The organism is Roseomonas sp. HF4 (assembly GCF_005222755.1).
In the GTDB taxonomy this organism is placed as follows: domain Bacteria; phylum Pseudomonadota; class Alphaproteobacteria; order Acetobacterales; family Acetobacteraceae; genus Neoroseomonas.
The window spans coordinates 302,141-318,355 of the sequence record NZ_STGD01000004.1; the positions used below are offsets into that span (position 1 = coordinate 302,141).

At 71.3% G+C, this 16,215-nt stretch carries 13 protein-coding genes and 1 tRNA gene; 10 read left to right on the top strand and 4 right to left on the bottom strand.

All coding sequences use genetic code 11. The annotated features are described in order from the left end of the window. The 4 genes from E8M80_RS08865 (at position 1) to E8M80_RS08880 (ending at position 2,673) form a co-directional block, all read left to right on the top strand. On the top strand, positions 1–405 hold the full coding sequence (locus E8M80_RS08865) for a VOC family protein (RefSeq protein ID WP_137125312.1): 405 nt from the start codon (positions 1–3) through the stop codon (positions 403–405). Then, positions 402–1,382 carry a 2-dehydropantoate 2-reductase gene (locus tag E8M80_RS08870; protein ID WP_137125313.1) on the top strand — a complete coding sequence of 327 codons (981 nt, stop codon included), beginning with the start codon at positions 402–404 and terminating at the stop codon, positions 1,380–1,382. Before E8M80_RS08865 ends, E8M80_RS08870 begins: the two co-directional genes overlap by 4 nt. Positions 1,383–1,453: 71 nt before the next feature. Continuing rightward, positions 1,454–2,047, top strand: coding sequence for a hypothetical protein (locus E8M80_RS08875; RefSeq protein ID WP_137125314.1), 594 nt, complete (start codon positions 1,454–1,456; stop codon positions 2,045–2,047). After that, on the top strand, positions 2,044–2,673 hold the full coding sequence (locus E8M80_RS08880; RefSeq protein WP_137125315.1) for a hypothetical protein: 630 nt from the start codon (positions 2,044–2,046) through the stop codon (positions 2,671–2,673). The genes E8M80_RS08875 and E8M80_RS08880 overlap by 4 nt, the downstream gene beginning before the upstream one ends. A 173-nt stretch (positions 2,674–2,846) precedes the next feature. Here the strand turns inward: E8M80_RS08880 and E8M80_RS08885 are convergent, their stop codons facing one another. Then, complete coding sequence (locus E8M80_RS08885; protein WP_137125316.1) at positions 2,847–4,649, bottom strand: alpha/beta hydrolase; 1,803 nt, start codon at positions 4,647–4,649, stop codon at positions 2,847–2,849. 171 nt (positions 4,650–4,820) lie between these two features. Here E8M80_RS08885 and E8M80_RS08890 point away from each other — a divergent pair, with 171 nt between their 5' ends. The 6 genes from E8M80_RS08890 (at position 4,821) to E8M80_RS08915 (ending at position 10,926) form a co-directional block, all read left to right on the top strand. Next, entirely contained in the window at positions 4,821–5,387 is a 567-nt protein-coding gene (locus E8M80_RS08890; RefSeq protein WP_137125317.1) for a hypothetical protein, read from the top strand. Between the two features lie 67 nt (positions 5,388–5,454). Continuing rightward, positions 5,455–6,675 (top strand): LL-diaminopimelate aminotransferase, encoded by a 1,221-nt coding sequence (locus E8M80_RS08895; RefSeq protein ID WP_137125318.1) that lies wholly within the window; start codon positions 5,455–5,457, stop codon positions 6,673–6,675. Continuing rightward, positions 6,672–7,964: a homoserine dehydrogenase gene (locus tag E8M80_RS08900; RefSeq protein ID WP_137125319.1), complete on the top strand. Its 1,293-nt coding sequence runs from the start codon at positions 6,672–6,674 to the stop codon at positions 7,962–7,964. The genes E8M80_RS08895 and E8M80_RS08900 overlap by 4 nt, the downstream gene beginning before the upstream one ends. Before the next feature lie 56 nt (positions 7,965–8,020). After that, positions 8,021–9,019: a class II fructose-bisphosphatase gene (gene glpX, locus E8M80_RS08905; RefSeq protein WP_137125320.1), complete on the top strand. Its 999-nt coding sequence runs from the start codon at positions 8,021–8,023 to the stop codon at positions 9,017–9,019. After that, on the top strand, positions 9,019–10,803 hold the full coding sequence (gene recJ, locus E8M80_RS08910; protein WP_137125321.1) for a single-stranded-DNA-specific exonuclease RecJ: 1,785 nt from the start codon (positions 9,019–9,021) through the stop codon (positions 10,801–10,803). Before glpX ends, recJ begins: the two co-directional genes overlap by 1 nt. A 47-nt stretch (positions 10,804–10,850) precedes the next feature. After that, positions 10,851–10,926 (top strand) — tRNA-Glu (locus E8M80_RS08915). 120 nt (positions 10,927–11,046) lie between these two features. Here the strand turns inward: E8M80_RS08915 and E8M80_RS08920 are convergent. The 3 genes from E8M80_RS08920 to E8M80_RS08930 are packed head-to-tail and all read right to left on the bottom strand — an operon-like array spanning position 11,047 to position 16,214. After that, the gene (locus tag E8M80_RS08920) at positions 11,047–13,299 is read right to left on the bottom strand and encodes a class I SAM-dependent methyltransferase (protein WP_137125322.1); all 2,253 of its coding nucleotides are present in this window, start codon (positions 13,297–13,299) and stop codon (positions 11,047–11,049) included. A 9-nt stretch (positions 13,300–13,308) separates the two neighbouring features. Beyond that, positions 13,309–14,190, bottom strand: a complete 882-nt coding sequence (locus E8M80_RS08925; RefSeq protein ID WP_137125323.1) for a class I SAM-dependent methyltransferase — start codon at positions 14,188–14,190, stop codon at positions 13,309–13,311. Beyond that, positions 14,187–16,214, bottom strand: coding sequence for a glycoside hydrolase family 99-like domain-containing protein (locus tag E8M80_RS08930; protein ID WP_170979292.1), 2,028 nt, complete (start codon positions 16,212–16,214; stop codon positions 14,187–14,189). Before E8M80_RS08930 ends, E8M80_RS08925 begins: the two co-directional genes overlap by 4 nt. Position 16,215: the final 1 nt, after the last annotated feature.

Below are 16,215 nucleotides of genomic sequence, written 5' to 3' on the forward strand. Positions count from 1 at the left end.
ATGACGGGCGCGCGCGCAGGGTTCGCCGGCATCACGCCGCAGCTGCGGACGACGGACCTCAAGGCGTCGATCCGCTTCTATGTCGACAGGCTCGGCTTCACGCTCCCCGTCCGCTGGCAGGATTTCTACGCGGGCCTCTCGGCCGGCGATGCCGAGGCCCGTCTCCGGCGCGTGGACGAACCCGACCCGTCGATCCCGTATGTGGCCGTGGGGGCGTACGTGCATCTCGACATCCATGTGGACGGCATCGACGCGCTGCACGAGGCGTTCCAGGCGCGCGGGGTCTCGGTGCTGGAAGGCCCCGTCGACCAGCCGCGGAACACACGCGAGATCGTGCTGCGCGACGACCAGGACCATACCCTCTACTTCAGCCAGCCATTGACCCCGAAGGAGCAGGCGGCATGAGAATCTGCGTCTTCGGCGCCGGCGCCATCGGCGGGCTGATGGCCGCACGGCTCGCGCTCAAGGGCGAGGCCGAGGTCACCGTCATCGCCCGCGGCCCGCACCTCGCGGCCATGCAGGCGAACGGCCTGCGCCTGCGCAGCGAGGGGCGGGAGGTCGTGGCCCGCCCGCGCTGCGTCGCCGACGCCGCCGAAGCGGGGCCGCAGGACTACGTCGTGGTCACGCTGAAGGCCCATTCCCTTCCCGGCGCCGCGGCGCAGATGCAACCGCTGCTCGGGCCCAGGACTGCGGTGGTCAGTGCCGTGAACGGCGTGCCCTGGTGGTATTTCCACGGCCTCGGCGGGCCGCACGAAGGCCGCGTTGTCGAGAGCGTCGATCCCGGCGGCGTCGTCTCCCGCCTGTTGCCGCCGGCACGCGCCATCGGCTGCATCGTCTATCCCGCGGCCGAGGTGATCGAGCCCGGCGTGATCGAACACACCTACGGCGACCGCTTCTCGTTGGGCGAGCCGGACGGCAGCCGCAGCCCGCGCGCGCAACGCCTGAGCGAGGCGCTGATCGCCGCCGGCTTCAAGGCCCCCGTCCGCCCGCGCATCCGCGACGAATTATGGGTCAAGCTCTGGGGCAACCTCGCCTTCAACCCGATCTCGGCGCTGACGACCGCGACGCTCGATGTGCTGATCAATGACGACGGCCAGCGCGCCGTCGCGCGCGCCATGATGCTGGAGGGCCAGCGCGTCGCCGAGGCGCTCGGCATCCGCTTCGCGATCGACGTCGACAAGCGCATCGCCGGCGCGGCCGAGGTCGGCGCGCACAAGACCTCGATGCTGCAGGACCTCGAGCGCGGGCGGCCGATGGAGATCGAGGCGCTGCTCGGCGCGGTGGTCGAGCTCGCCGACCTGGTCGGCGAGCCGGCGCCCGCCTGCCGCACCGTCCTCGCGCTTGTGCGTGGGCGGGCGCGCGCGGCAGGCTGCCTGGCGTGACCCGGACGCAGCCCGCCATGGTGCCGCCGCGGTCGGGGCGCCAGATGCATCGGGGGCAGGAGGCGACGACCATGACCCATCCGCTTATCCTCGGCCGCCGGGGGGCGGCGCTCGCAGCGCTCGGCCTGTTCGCGGGCTGCGCCAACCTGCCGCCCGTGCCGACGGCGACGCTGCCGGACAGGACCGGCGGCGGCGCGATCCTGGACCCTGCGCGTCAGGCGATCTTCCACACCGCGAGCGCTTTCGCGTCCTCGACGCCCCTGGCCGGGCGCCCGGCGGAAGCCGCGCAGGCGATTTCGGAAGCCGAGTTCCTGGCGGTCGAGCTGCGCCACAATTCCCGCTGGACCGAGATGTCACCGATCGTCGCCACGGCCTTCGAGCAGGCCCGCCCGGAATGGCGCGGCGCGCTGGGCATCGCGGCCGATGCGCCCGCCCAGGCGGTGATCGATGCCATGACGCGCGTGCGCCTCGCCTATGGTGGCCAGGACCTGTCGGCGGCCGCGGCCGCCCTGGCGCCGCCGCTGGTCACGCCGGGCGGGCAGGCCACGCTCGCGCGGCTCGGCGCGCTGCCGCCGCTGCCGCGCACCGCGCGTGCGGCCAGCCTCGCCGAGCGCGAGATCTGGCGTATCCAGCGCCAGGGCAGCGGCGATCGGCGCTGGCCATGACGGGGCGCCGCGGCGTCATCCTGCTGCCCCTGCTCGGCGCCTGCGCGGAACTGCGGACGCCCCAGGACCCACCCGCGGGTGTGCTCGCCGCCGCTCCCGCCGTGGGCTCTCCGCTCCGCGCCGCGGTGGAGGCGACGGCGGCCGACTTCGCCCGTCAGGGGGAGGGGCTGGCCGGCCGCCCGGCCGAGGCCGCGCTTGCGCTCGCGCGGCTCGAGGCGCTTCAGCTCGAGGCGGCGGACCGGCGTGCCTGGCCCGCCCTGGCGCCGGGCATCGCGATCGCACTGCGCACGGCGCGGGACGAGAACCGTGCCGCGCTCGGCGTCGCGGCCGCGGCGCCGGCGGAGGCGGTCATCCGCGCCCTCGGCGCGGTGGCTGCGCGGCTGCGGGCGGGCGACCGGCCCGGCGCCGCCGCGGCGCTGGCGCCGCCCGCCTTCGAGCCCGGCGGCGAGGCCACGCTCGAGCGCCTCGGCGCGCTGGGGCCGCTGCCGGCGGCGGAACAGGCGATGGCGGCGCTGGCGCGGGATGTGCGCCGGCTCGACCTCGACCGTGGCTGGTCGGGGGCGGGGAACTGGTGGCAGGCGGGCACGCCGGGCGCCATCACCGATGGGCTGGGCGCGGGCTTCTGACGCGCTGGCCGGCGCCCGGCATCATACCCGGTGGCCGAAGGTCCGACCTGCGGCGCCCAGGGCCGAGGCGCTGAATGGCGCCCCCCGCACGTGCGGCGAAGCCAAGGGCCTTGGATGCGCGGCCCGCCCGGCGTCCGAGGGCGGCCGACGGTGAAGCCTTCGGCCGTCAGGCATCAGTCCTGCGCCATCACCTTCACGTAGGATCCGGGCGCGTCCTCGATCGCGGACAGCCCGCCCGCGCCCGGGATGCGCGCCGGCACCATCGTCCGGTCCTGGCCGCTGATCCAGCGCTGCCAGTCCGGCCACCAGGACCCGGCCAGCTCGGTCGCGCCCTTCAGCCACGCCTCAGGGTCGGGGGGCAGGTCGTCGCTGACCCAGTGGCTGTACTTGCCGGCATCCGGCGGGTTCGCGACGCCCGCGATGTGGCCGGAGGCGGCCAGCACGAAGCGCACCGGGCCCTTGTAGATCTGCGTCGCGCGGTAGGTCGACATCCAGGGCGCGATGTGGTCTTCCCGCGTGCTCAGGATGTAGGCCGGGACCTTGATCTTCCTGAGGTCGAGCTTCACCCCCAGCAATTCGATCCCGCCGGGCTTCACCAGGTCGTTCTGCTGGTACATGCGCCGCAGATAGAAGCTGTGCATGCGCGCGGGCATGCGCGTGCTGTCGTCGTTCCAGTACAGCAGGTCGAAGGGGAAGGGCTCCTGGCCCATCAGGTAGTTGTTCACCACGAAGGACCAGATCAGGTCGTTGGCGCGCAGCATGTTGAAGGTGGTGGCCATCTCCTGGCCCTCGAGAAAGCCGCGCTTCGACATCTTGTCCTCGAGCGCGGAGAGCTGCTCCTCGTCGATGAAGACGCCGAGCTCCCCCGCTTCCTCGAAATCGACCATGGTGGTGAAGAAGGTCGCGGACTTCACCCGCGTGTCGCGCTTCGTCGCCATGTGCGCGAGGGTCGAGGCCAGCAGCGTGCCGCCCAGGCAATAGCCGATGACGTTGGCGCCGCGCTCCCCGGTCGCCGCCTCGATCGCATCGAGCGCGGCGTAGGGGCCCTGCAGCATGTAGTCGTCGAAGCCCTTCTCGGCCAGCGCCTCGTCGGGGTTGACCCAGGAGACGACGAAGACGGTGTGGCCCTGCTCCACCGCCCAGCGGATGAAGGAGTTCTTCGGCCTGAGATCCAGGATGTAGAACTTGTTGATCCAGGGCGGGATGATCAGCAGCGGGCGTTTCAGCACCTTCTCGGTCGTCGGCGCGTACTGGATCAGCTGCATCAGCTCGTTCTGGAACACGACCTTGCCCGGCGTGACCGCGATGTTCTCGCCGACCTTGAACTTGGTGTCGTCGGTCATGCGGATCTTGAGCTGGCCGCGGCCGCGCTCGAGGTCGCTCAGCAGGTTCGACAGGCCGCGCAGCAGGTTCTCGCCGCCCGTCTCGGCGGTGCGGCGAAGCACCTCGGGGTTGGTCATCAGGAAGTTCGTCGGGCTCATCGCATCGACGAACTGGCGCGTGTAGAAATCGACCTTCTGCGCGGTCTTGCCCTCGAGCCCCTCGGTGCCCTCCACCACATGGCGGAAGTAGCGGGCCGATAGGAGGTAGGACTGGCGGATAAAGTCGAAGACCTCGTGGTCCCGCCAGGCGTCGTCCTTGAAGCGGCGGTCCTTCTGGTCCTCGGCGATCACGGGCGTGGGCTCGTCGCCCATCATCCTGCGCGCCGTATTCTGCCAGAGCGTGAGGTAGTCGTGCCAGAAGCCGAGCTGCGCCTGCACGAGCCGCGTCGGGTTCGCCATCAGCCGCGTCGTCATCTCGAGGAAGGCGCTGCCGATCTTGAGCGGGTCGGGGTCCGAGGCGGTGGCCGACTGCCGCTTCAGGAAGTCCGAGACGATCCGCTGCCCGCGCTCCGCCACGTCGGCCATGGTCCGGCTCACGAGTGCCGGGTCCGGCAGGCGGAAGGTGGCGGGGTTCGAAGGGTCTTGTTCGGCCATCGGGACTTCCGCTGCGGGGCATCGCCCCCCTGTGTCTTCGCGTGTCGCCCGATTCGCGTTACCGCTACCGCCATGCGGAACGACGGCAGCACGATCGGGCGGGTTCACCGCACCGGGGACTCGGGGCACGGTAGGGGCCGGCACCGGGCCGATCAAGCGCGGGGGGCCTGGGTGCTGCTGGCGCTGCTGGCCGGCGGCTGCACGGCGGGGCAGGGGCCGGAGTCGATCGGGCCGCTGTTCCGCAACATGTTCAGCCCCGCCCATGAAGGCCGGGAGCCGCCGCCCGGCGCGGATGCCCCCTATCCCAACCTCGGCACCATCCCGCCGAGGCCGGTGCTGGCGGACCCCGCCGTGCGCGATGCGCTGACCGCGGCACTGGCCGAGGAACGCCAGCGCAGCCGCAACCCGCTAGACCCCGAGATGCGCCCGGAGCCCGTTCGCCCGGCCGGGACCGGCGGCGACGCGGCCATGCCCATGCGCCCGCCCGGGCCGCCGCCGATGGCCTCCGCGCCCCGCATCCCCTGGGACGAGCCGATCTCGCCCCGCGCACCGGCGGCGCTGCCCGCGGCGCCCAGCCCCGCGCAGCCGCGCCCCGTGGGCGGCCCCCCGGCCCCGGCCGCGGCGCCGCTGCCAGAGATGGGGACCACGCCGCCGCCGGCGCCACCCGCCGGCCTTCTCGACCCCGGGGCGGCCCCGCCGCCGCCGCCCGCCGAACTTCTGGCACCGCCACGGCGCTGAACCGCGCGATACACAGCCAGGCGCGGGTGCTCTATACGTCGCCCCCTTTCCGCCACGGACCGCGACCATGACCGAGGACTTCCACCGCATCCGCCGCCTGCCGCCCTATGTCTTCGCCGAGGTCAACGCGGCGAAGGCGAAGGCGCGCGCGGCGGCGGAGGACATCGTCGACCTCGGCATGGGCAACCCCGACAGCCCGACGCCGTCGCACATCGTCGCGAAGCTGATCGAGGCGGTGCAGGATCCGCGCTCGCACCGCTATTCGACGTCGAAGGGCATCCCGGGGCTGCGCCGCGCGCTCGCCGGCTACTACGACCGCCGCTTCGGCGTGAAGCTCGACCCCGAGACGGAGGTGGTCGCGACGCTGGGGTCGAAGGAAGGGCTCGCCAACCTGGCGCAGGCGATCAGCAGTCCGGGCGACACCATCCTGGTGCCGAACCCGTCCTACCCGATCCACCAGTTCGGCTTCATCATCGCCGGCGCCTCGGTGCGCAGCATCCCCTATACGCCCGACGATGCGATGCTGGCGGCGATCGACCGCGCCGTGCGTCATTCCGTGCCGAGCCCGACCGCGTTGATCGTCAACTTCCCGTCCAACCCGACGGCGCTGGTCGCCTCCATCGAGTTCTACCGGGACCTCGTCGCGCTGTGTCGCCGGCACGACCTCTTCATCCTGTCCGACCTCGCCTATGCCGAGCTCTATTTCGGCGACGTGCCGCCGCCCTCGGTGCTCGAGGTGCCGGGGGCCAAGGACATCACGGTCGAATTCACCTCGATGTCCAAGACCTACAACATGCCGGGCTGGCGGATGGGCTTCGCCGCCGGCAATCCGCGGCTGATCGCGGCGCTGGCGCGGGTGAAATCCTACCTCGACTACGGCGCCTTCACGCCGATCCAGGTCGCCGCCACGGCCGCGCTGAACGGCCCGCAGGACTGCATCGCCGAGATGCGCGCGCTCTATCGCGACCGCCGGGAAGTGCTGGTGAAGGGCCTGCGCGCCGCCGGCTGGGACGTGCCCGCGCCGGAGGCGTCCATGTTCCTCTGGGCGCCGATCCCGGAGCGCTTCCGCCACCTCGGCTCGGTCGGCTTCTCGAAGCTGTTGCTCGAGAAGGCGAAGGTCGCCGTCGCCCCGGGCCTCGGCTTCGGGGAACATGGCGACGAGCATGTCCGCATCGCACTCGTCGAGAACAACCACCGCATCCGCCAGGCGCTGCGGGGGATCAAGACGTTCCTCGCCGGCGACAACGCCGCGCCGCCCGAGGCCCAGCAGGAAACCGTGAACGCATGAGCCGTCCCATCTCCGTCGCGGTCGCCGGGCTCGGCACCGTGGGCGCCGGTGTCGTCAACCTGCTGCGCGCCAATGCCGACATCATCGCCGCCCGCGCCGGGCGGCCGGTCGCCGTCACCGCCGTCTCGGCGCGCGACCGCACGCGCGACCGCGGCGTGCCGGTCTCGGGGCTGCGCTGGTACGAGGACGCGGTGGCGCTGGCTGCCGACCCCCAGGTCGAGGTCGTGGTCGAGTGCATCGGCGGCTCCGACGGCCCGGCCAAGGCGCTGGTGGAAGCCGCGATCGCCGCGGGCAAGCATGTGGTGACCGCGAACAAGGCGCTGCTCGCGGTGCATGGCGCGGCGCTGGCCGAGGCCGCCGAGGCCAAGGGCGTGGCGCTCGCCTTCGAGGCGGCGGTCGCGGGCGGCATCCCTGCCATCAAGGCGGTGCGCGAGGGCCTGGCCGCGAACCGCATCTCCCGGATCGCCGGCATCCTGAACGGCACCTGCAACTATATCCTGACCACCATGCGCACCGAGCGACGCGAATTCGCCGAGGTGCTGGCCGAGGCGCAGAAGCTCGGCTACGCCGAAGCCGACCCGTCCTTCGACATCGACGGCATCGACGCGGCGCACAAGCTGGCGATCCTGGCCGCGCTCGCCTTCGGCCGGCCGGTCGATTTCGGCGCGGTGCATGTGGAGGGGATCCGCGAGGTCTCCGCGCTCGACATCGCGCTGGCCGAGGAACTGGGCTACCGGATCAAGCTGCTCGGCATCGCGCGGCGGGAGGATGGCGGCATCTCGACCCGCGTGCATCCCTGCATGGTGCCGGTGGCGGCGCCCATCGCGCGGGTCGACGGCGTGTTCAACGCCGTGGTGGCGGAAGGCGACTTCGTCGGCCGCGTCATGATGGAAGGCCGCGGCGCCGGGGCCGGGCCAACGGCCTCGGCGGTGGTGGCGGACCTGATCGACATCGCGCGCGGGCGCTTCACGCCGGTCTGGGGCGCGGCGACGGTGGCGCTGAAGCCCGAGCCGTCCCTGCCGATGGAGCGCCACGCCGGCGCCTACTACCTGCGCCTGATGGTGGTGGACCGCCCGGGCGTGATCGCGGACGTGACCGGCGTGCTGCGCGACCACGCGATCAGCCTGGAATCCATGCTGCAGCGCGGCCGCGCGCCGGGGGAGGCGGTGCCGGTGGTGCTGACCACGCACGAGACGAGCGAGGCCGCGGTCCGCGCCGCCCTGGCGCGCATCCAGGCCTTCGATGCGGTGGTGGAGAAGCCGGCGCTGATCCGGATCGAGGCGCTGTAGCGCGCCGGCTCGCACGCCCTGGTATAGACTGCCGACGATTCGCAGGAGGACGCGCGATGCCGAACTCGAGCCTGGTCGTCGACCGCAACCTTGCGCTGGAACTGGTGCGCGTGACCGAGGCGGCGGCGCTCGCCGCCTCCCGCTGGATCGGCCGCGGCGACAAGAACGCCGCCGACGGCGCCGCGGTCGAGGCGATGCGCCGCGCCTTCGACACCGTCGCCATAACCGGCACCGTCGTGATCGGCGAGGGAGAGATGGACGAGGCGCCGATGCTCTACATCGGCGAGAAGGTCGGGCTCTATGCCAAGGCCGGCGGCGGCCCGGAGGTCGACATCGCGGTCGATCCGCTGGAGGGGACCGCCATTACCGCCAAGGGTGCGCCCAACGCCATCGCGACCGTCGCGCTGGCCGAGAAGGGCGGCTTCCTGCATGCCCCCGACATCTACATGGACAAGATCGCGGTCGGCCCCGGCCTGCCCGACGGCGTCGTTCACATCGACGCCTCCCCCGAACAGAATCTCCGCGAACTGGCCAAGGCCAAGAAGGTCGACATCACCGACCTCATGGTCTGCACGCTGGACCGCGACCGCCACAAGGACCTGATCAAGGCCTGCCGCGCCGTCGGCGCGCGCATCACGCTGATCGGCGACGGCGATGTCTCCGGCGTCATCAACGTGACGCAGCCGGAATCCGGCATCGACATCTACATCGGCTCGGGCGGCGCGCCGGAGGGCGTGCTGGCCGCCGCCGCCCTGCGCTGCACCGGCGGGCAGATGCAGACCCGCCTGATGTTCGAGACCGAGGAGCAGATCGAGCGCGCCCGCGGCATGGGGATCACCGATCCCAACCGCATCTACTCGGTCGAGGAGATGGCCCGGGGCGACGTGATGTTCGCAGCCACCGGCGTGACGCCGGGCGCGATGCTGCGCGGCGTGCGCCGCTTTTCGGGTGGCGCCTACACGCATTCGATCGTCATGCGGTCGAAGTCCGGCACGGTGCGCTTCGTCGAGGGGCACCACAACTTCGCGCGCAAGCCCGCGGCCTTCGTCGCCTGATGGACGGGGAGGCGGGGGGCGCGCCCGTCCTTGGCATCGGGCGGAGCGTGACGGGCCGGCGCTGGGTCTGGCGGTCGGCCGACCCGCGCACCGGGCTCGGCATCGCGCAGCGCCTCGGCGTGCCGGAGATGGTGGGCCGGCTGCTCGCCGCGCGGGGCATCGGGCTCGACCATGCGGGGGATTATCTCGAGCCGACGCTGCGCGCGCTGATGCCCGACCCCGGCGCGCTGATCGACATGGATGCGGCGGCCGACCGGCTCGCGGCCGCGGTGCGCAGCGGCGAGCACGTCGCGGTCTATGGCGACTACGACGTGGACGGCGCGTGTTCCGGCGCGTTGATGTCACGCTTCCTGCGCGACCTCGGCTGCGAGGTGACGCCCTATGTCCCGGACCGGCTGAAGGAGGGCTACGGCCCCAACGCGCCGGCGATCGCGGCGCTCTGCGAGCGCGGCGCCTCGCTCATCGTCTGCGTCGATTGCGGGATCGCGGCGGCCGAGGCGCTTTCGGCCGCCGAGGGGCGGGCCGATGTCGTGGTGCTGGACCACCACAAGGCGGAGGGGCCGGTGCCGCGAATCCTCGCGGCGGTGAACCCGAACCGGCTCGATTGCGGGTCCGGCCTGCATCATGTCTGCGCGGCCGCGGTCGCCTTCCTGGCCGCGGCGGCGACGGTGCGCACGCTCCGCCGCGCGGGCTGGTTCGCGCGGCGGCCGGAGCCCGACCTGCTCGCGTTGCTGGACCTGGTGGCGCTCGCGACCGTCTGCGACGTGATGCCGCTGACGGGCTTCAACCGCGCGCTGGTCGCGCAGGGGCTTAAGGTGATGGGGCGGCGCGGGCGGGCGGGGATCGCCGCGCTGCTCGACGTGACCGGGGCGCGGGATGCGCCTTCGGCCCACACGCTGGGCTTCCTGCTGGGGCCGCGCATCAATGCGTCCGGCCGGATCGGGGAGCCCGACCTCGGGCTGCGGCTGCTGCTCTGCGAGGACCCGGTCGAGGCGCGGGCGATTGCCGAGAAACTCGATGCCGTGAACCGGCGCCGGCAGGAGGTGGAGGGCGAGGTCATCGGCGCCGCCCATGCCATGGCCGAGGCGCAGGCGGAGGCCGGCCGCGCCGTGCTGCTGCTGGTCGGCGAGGGGTGGCACCCCGGCGTGGTGGGCATCGTCGCGGGCCGCATGAAGGAACGCTTCAACCGCCCGGTCTGTGTGGCGGGCCTGGCGGACGGCCTGGCCAAGGGATCGGGGCGCTCGGTGCCGGGCGTCGACCTCGGCGCCGCGGTGATCGCGGCGCGCCAGTCCGGCCTGCTGGAGACCGGCGGCGGCCATGCCATGGCGGCCGGCTTCTCCTTCCGCGGCGAACGGGCGGCGGAGGTGCATGCCTTCCTCGAGGACCGGCTGAAGCACGCGGCGCTGCTGCCGGCGGCGGCCGACCTGCTGGTGGAGGGGACGCTGAACGTGGCGGCCGCGCAGCCGGGGCTGGCGCAGGACGTGGCGCGGCTCGCGCCCTTCGGTCCGGGGAACGAGGAGCCGATCTTCGCCGTGCAGCGCGCCCGCGTGGTCAAGGCGGACCGGGTGGGCAAGGACGGCGCCACGGTGCGCGCCATCGTGGAGGGGGAGGGCGGCGGACGGCTCAAGACCATCTGCTTCCGGGCGAAGGACGGGCCGCTCGCGCAGGCGCTGCTGGCTGCCGACCGGGTTCCGCTGCATCTCTGTGGCCATCTGCGCGCCGAGACCTGGAACGGCGAGACGTCGGCCGCGCTGCAGGTCGTGGATGCGGCGACGCCGGCGTGAGGCTATTGACCCTGCGCGCCGGCCGGACTACCCCACCGGCGCGGTCGGTCCCGTTCGTCTAGAGGCCTAGGACACCAGCCTTTCACGTTGGCAGCACGGGTTCGAATCCCGTACGGGACGCCACCTCCGCCCATCCCTGCCTTCCTCTTCGCCGATGAGGCGCGCCCAGCTGCGCCAGCGATGGGATACCAAGACCCGCCTGAACCATTGGCTGCGGGATGACTATCGACACCCGAAGCAAGTTCAAAGACGCGTGGTGCTGTTCCGAGCGGCACGCCGATCAGTCAAGCGGGCCCGCAGTTGCAGCGTGACCGTCCACCAGAGCAACCTGGCGCCCCGCCGCAAGAGCCGCGCCGCACCGGGAAACACGTTGCCAGCCCTTCGCAACGGCGCCGTCACGCGCCAGGACGTGCTCCGCTCGAGCGTGTCGGCGCGTTGCTCGGCCAGGGCACGCGCGGCGCGTTCCGCCTCGAGTGCTTGCCGCGCCACGTCCCACTGCGCCTGCGCATACCAGCGATCGCCAATGGTCGCGAAGCGGTCACGCAGCAGGTGGGCGCGCTCCGGGTCGGCGCTGCACAGCGCCCGCACTGCGGCCGGTGCCTGGGCGCCGACGCACAGCACGCCCAGCCCGTGGGAATGCAGGAACAGGAACCCCGGCCAGCGCGCTGAGACCTCCTCCCAGAAGCGCCAGACGCCGAAATCGGCCATGCGTTCGTTGGCATCGTGGAACAGCACCACGCCGCGATCGGAAAGCTTCGGCAGCCAAGTCTCGAAATCGTGCCGGACCGCATCGTAGGTGTGAAGCCCGTCGATATGGAGGATGTCCACCGAGCCGTCGGGGAAGCTCGCCAGCGCCTCGTCGAAGGTACAGCGGTGCATCTGCGAGATGGCGGCATATTTCGCATCGTGGTGGCGCTTGAAGTCGTCATGGATGGAATCGTCGTACTGGCCGGCATGCGCGTCGCCCTGCCACGTGTCCACCGCGTGGCATCGGCACTCCAGGCCTTCGGCGATCACCGCTTGGCAGAAGGCGAAGTAGGATACGCCCGCGAAGCTGCCGAGTTCGACGATGCTGCGTGGCCGCGCGGCGCCGACCAGCCAGGCGGCGAATGGCACATGCCCCCACCAGGCGCTGTTCGTCCCACGCCGGTCCGGCTGGCGAAAGATCGGCTCCAGGCGCGGATCGCACAGCGCATCGAGCGCCGTGTCCGCCCCGTTCGGCTCCATGCCGCCCATGTCCATGTCCCCCTCACGCGATCGTGGCGCAGCGTTCCGCCTTTCCTCGACCTCGTCCATCACCCGTCGCAGCAGGTCGAGGTCCACCTCGCTTTCCATGCCCATCTTCTGCAGGCCGCTCGTATCGTCCTCGGGCAGGACACGCGCCAGGCGGGATCGGCACAGCACAAGGTCATAGTCGAGCCCCATGGCGGAGGTGACGTTGAGCAGCCACCGCTCCGGCGGCGGGTCCGAATTCCAGTATCCGACCCAATCGGCCGGCATGAGGTCGACGACCGTCGCCCCCGGCCGCGTGAAGACCAGATTGCCGAATGCGGATCCATGCGCGCCGATGATCACCTCTGCCTCGGCGAAGGCACGGACCTGGTCGACGAAGGGCATGTTCCCCGGTTCCAGGGTCTCGAAGCCGCGCAAGGTCAGCATTGCGGCAAGCTCGGCCTCGTTGACGATGCTCCGCTGCGAATAACTCGCCTGGTTGGCCCGCGACAGGTAGATGCGCCGGTGCGGCGCGGCAGGCCTGAGCCGCGCCATCAGGTGGTCGCGCAGCGCCCGGCATCGGTCGGGATCGGGCAGGAAACTCGTCCAGCCGCGGATCGAGGATGGGATGACGACCTCGGCGCAGCGGATCGCCTCGCCGCCCGGCATGTGGACGGCGTGCGGGGGGATCCCCATCGCCTGCATCGCGGCAAGTGCCCAGCGGGGGACGTAGGGCGGCACAAGGACATGCAGGCGCCGCTCGCGGATCGCCGGAAGAAAGGCCTGGAGGGTGACCAGGGCGTCGAAGACGAAATGACCGTAGGCGCCACTCGACCGGTGGAAGACATGCAGCAGCGGCGCGCCGAACGCCTCGGCCGCCGCGAACCTGTTCCGCAGGCCTTCGAGGATCGAGAGCGACGGATCCATGAGGCGGGCGACAGACGCACTCTCGGCGGCCACCGCGCCGTCCGGCAGCACGGCGACACCGTACGCAAGTTCGATGATGACATCCTTCAGGCGTGCCGCGAGGACGGGTTCGCTCGTGAAGGACGGATCGGCATAGAGCGCGGCGAGCGTCGAGAGCCGGGTTGCCTCATCGTCCGGCCCATGGAGCGCCACCCGGGTCGCACGGCTTACGACATGCCCGCCACCCAGGGGTGCGTGACCCGGCGCATGCCCCCACAGCATGTCGGCCCGCGCCAGCGCATCGGGTGCCGCGTCCCGGAGGGTGATCAGCCGTGGCAGGCCCGCCACTGTTGCGGGGGACGTGTCGGTAAGGCTCATGCGCCTTTGCTACTGCCGCGCGCCCCGCCGCGCCAGGGTACCGTGGGGCTCTGCTGCGTCCCGGCGCCGCGCGCGGCCGGATCTGCCGGTCACGCCGCCGCGGCCTAGCACCCGCCGGTGTGGCCCGATGTCGCGGACATTGGGCCCGCGGCGGACTGCGCGGCCGCGTCGCCAGTGGCTGTGACCGCCGATGGCAAACCGAGGATGGGGCGTTGCCCGCGTCGCGGGTCCGCGTTCGATCACGGCGATCGAGTCGTGGAAGGCAACCCGGGTGATCTCGGCGCCCTGTGCCGCGGGGCGCGCACGCCCACCCTCCGGGATGGCCGTGTCCCAGGGCACGAAATGGTCGGCTTGGAGCGCATCGACCAGCGACTTCAGGAACTCGATGGATGAGCCCGGGTCGCGGTAGCGTCCGCCCCAATCCCGCCAATATGAGGCCTGCAGGTCTTCGACGACGTGCATGCCGCGTGGCGCGAGGCGACGGAAGCAGGCGCCGAAGGTGGCGACGACATCGGCCGAGCGGTGCGATCCGTCATCGATGATGATGTCGAAGATGATGTCGAAGACGGCATCTCCGAGTGCGGCATCGAGCGCACGCGGATCCGTCCCGTCGAGGATGAGCGCCTCGACAGCCGGCCCGAATGGCAGCGAGGCGCAGGGCGGCTCGATGTCGATCCCGGTGATCCGCGAACCCGGCGGCAGCAGCGCCTCCCAGATCGCGAGCGATCCGCCGCCCGCGATCCCGATCTCGAGCAGGCGCACCGGTCGGCCGGCCGCCGGGAAGGGCGCGATCTCGCGGTCATGGACAGGCAGGTACTGCGCCCACTTGTCGGCCAGGAGCCCATGGCGTTCGAGGAAGATCCGCGAATAAGCGCCACCGCCCCCCGTCATCGCGTGCCCCCCCGCTTGACGGTCGCGCGATAGGCGGAGCGGGCCGCCTGGTGCAGCGAGGGGTATCGATGCAGCGCATTGGAGATCTTGATCGCAAGGCGCGTCGTCAGTGGCGTAGCGTTCGCGTCGGTCAAGCGGGGCGATGGCGCGACGGCGCGGGCGGCCGACCGCGCGGTCTGCCCGCCAACGGGCAGGGCGGCTTCCCATTCGACGTCGGCTGTCGAATGCCCGCTCTTGACCCGCCGCGTCGCCTCGAGGAAGTCGTGCCCGAATTCGCGGCATGGCTCGAGGTGGCAGCCCTCGGCCCATTCGTTCCAGGCATTGAGGAACACAAGCCGCTCCCCTGGCGCGCGTTCGGCGACGGTGCGGTGGGACGCGGCGTCGAGCCACCGCTCGTAGTTCCCTGGCGTGCCGCCCTGGATGATCACCGCCCGCGTGCCGACCCTCGCGGTATTGTCCCAGGACGGGAAGACGCCACGATAGACGCGCCTTGCGGCATGGTCGTGCGCGATGAAGCTGCGCGCGACCTCGCCATAGTCCCAGACAGCGCCGCTCAGCGGCTCGGGCGCGCCGACCTTGTGCGCAAGGTTCTGCGGCGGGCGGCGTGGAGGGGTATGGACGTTATGCGGCGGGAACTCGACCCCGGCGTCGAAGCCGAACTGCTCGAAGTCGTCATTGCCGTGCGTCAGCGCGGCGATGAGGTGGATCTCGCCGATGCCGGCCTCGCGGCAATGGGCACGCCACCGCTCGGCGGTCGCCCGCGCATCCGGCATGTGCTGCGGGCGGTAGACCACCAGCGCCGGCGCGCCATTCACACGCAGATGGCGCGGATCGCGGAAGAAGGGAATGACGCTCTCGATGAAGGCGATGTCATTCTCGGTGCTGTAGGTCTGCTCCATCAGCACCTCGTGCTCGGAGGCGTCCCACTTCCGCGTCCAGTTCTCGTTCGCCCAGCACAGGCAGAACTCGATGTCCGCGCTGGGGTCGGCCAGGAAATCGAGCACCGGGCGTTCGAGCAGGCGCTTGCCGCCGAACCAGTAGTAATGAAAACAAAATGCGTCGATCCCGTGCGCCTTCGCCAGTTCGATCTGGCGGTACTGCACCTCGCGCACGCGAAGATCGTAGAAGCCGAGATCGGTCGGCAGGTGCGGCTGGTTGTGGCCGGGGAACAGTGGCTTCGCCTTGGTGACATTGGTCCATTCGGTGAAGCCCTTTCCCCACCATTCGTCGTTCTCGGGGATCGGGTGGAACTGCGGCAGGTAGAAGGCGATGTATCTCAGCTTCGATAGCGGAGGCGCAGGGCGCGCGGTCAGCACGCGGCCCGGCAATGCCCCGGCGTCAGCTTCAGGCACGGCCCGCAGCACGACCTGATAGACGTTGGCGTAGTCCCCGGTCTCGAGCACGGCCCGGGTCCGCGGCGGCAGCGCATGCCACGCCTCGGCGAATTCCGTCTCGGCGGGATGTCGGAGCACGAAGGAGAAGTCGGCGATCCGCAGTCCGGCCCCTTCGAACAGCGCCTGGAGGTTCTTCATGCTGAAGAAGCGGATATGCGTTCGGTCGAGCAGCCCCCAGTCGCGGTAGTCGAAGTCGTTGTTCAGGAGGCACGCGAGGATCGCTGCATGCGAGGCATGCGGGATCGACACGACGATACTGCCCCCCGGCTTGAGAAAGCCGGCTGCGCGCCGCAGCGTGCCCCAAGGATCAGCGATATGCTCGAGAACGTCGGCGATCACCACGTTGTCGAAAGCGGCGTCGGGAATTCCGTCAGCCCATGCGGGATCATTGAGGTTGCGGCGCCAGACCTCCTCGCAGAAGCCGCGGAGGATCTCGACACTCCTCTCGTCTATCTCCACGGCGCTCACGCGGCAGCCGTTGAATTCCTGAAGGGGGCGGGAGATCGAGCCCGGCCCTGCGCCGATTTCGAGGACCTTCTTGTCGCGGCCGACAAAGCGCAGGACGTTCGCTGCCGCGGTGTCGGAGTTCGGGTCGACATTGAATCGATAGATATCGGCGGCTGTCTTCACG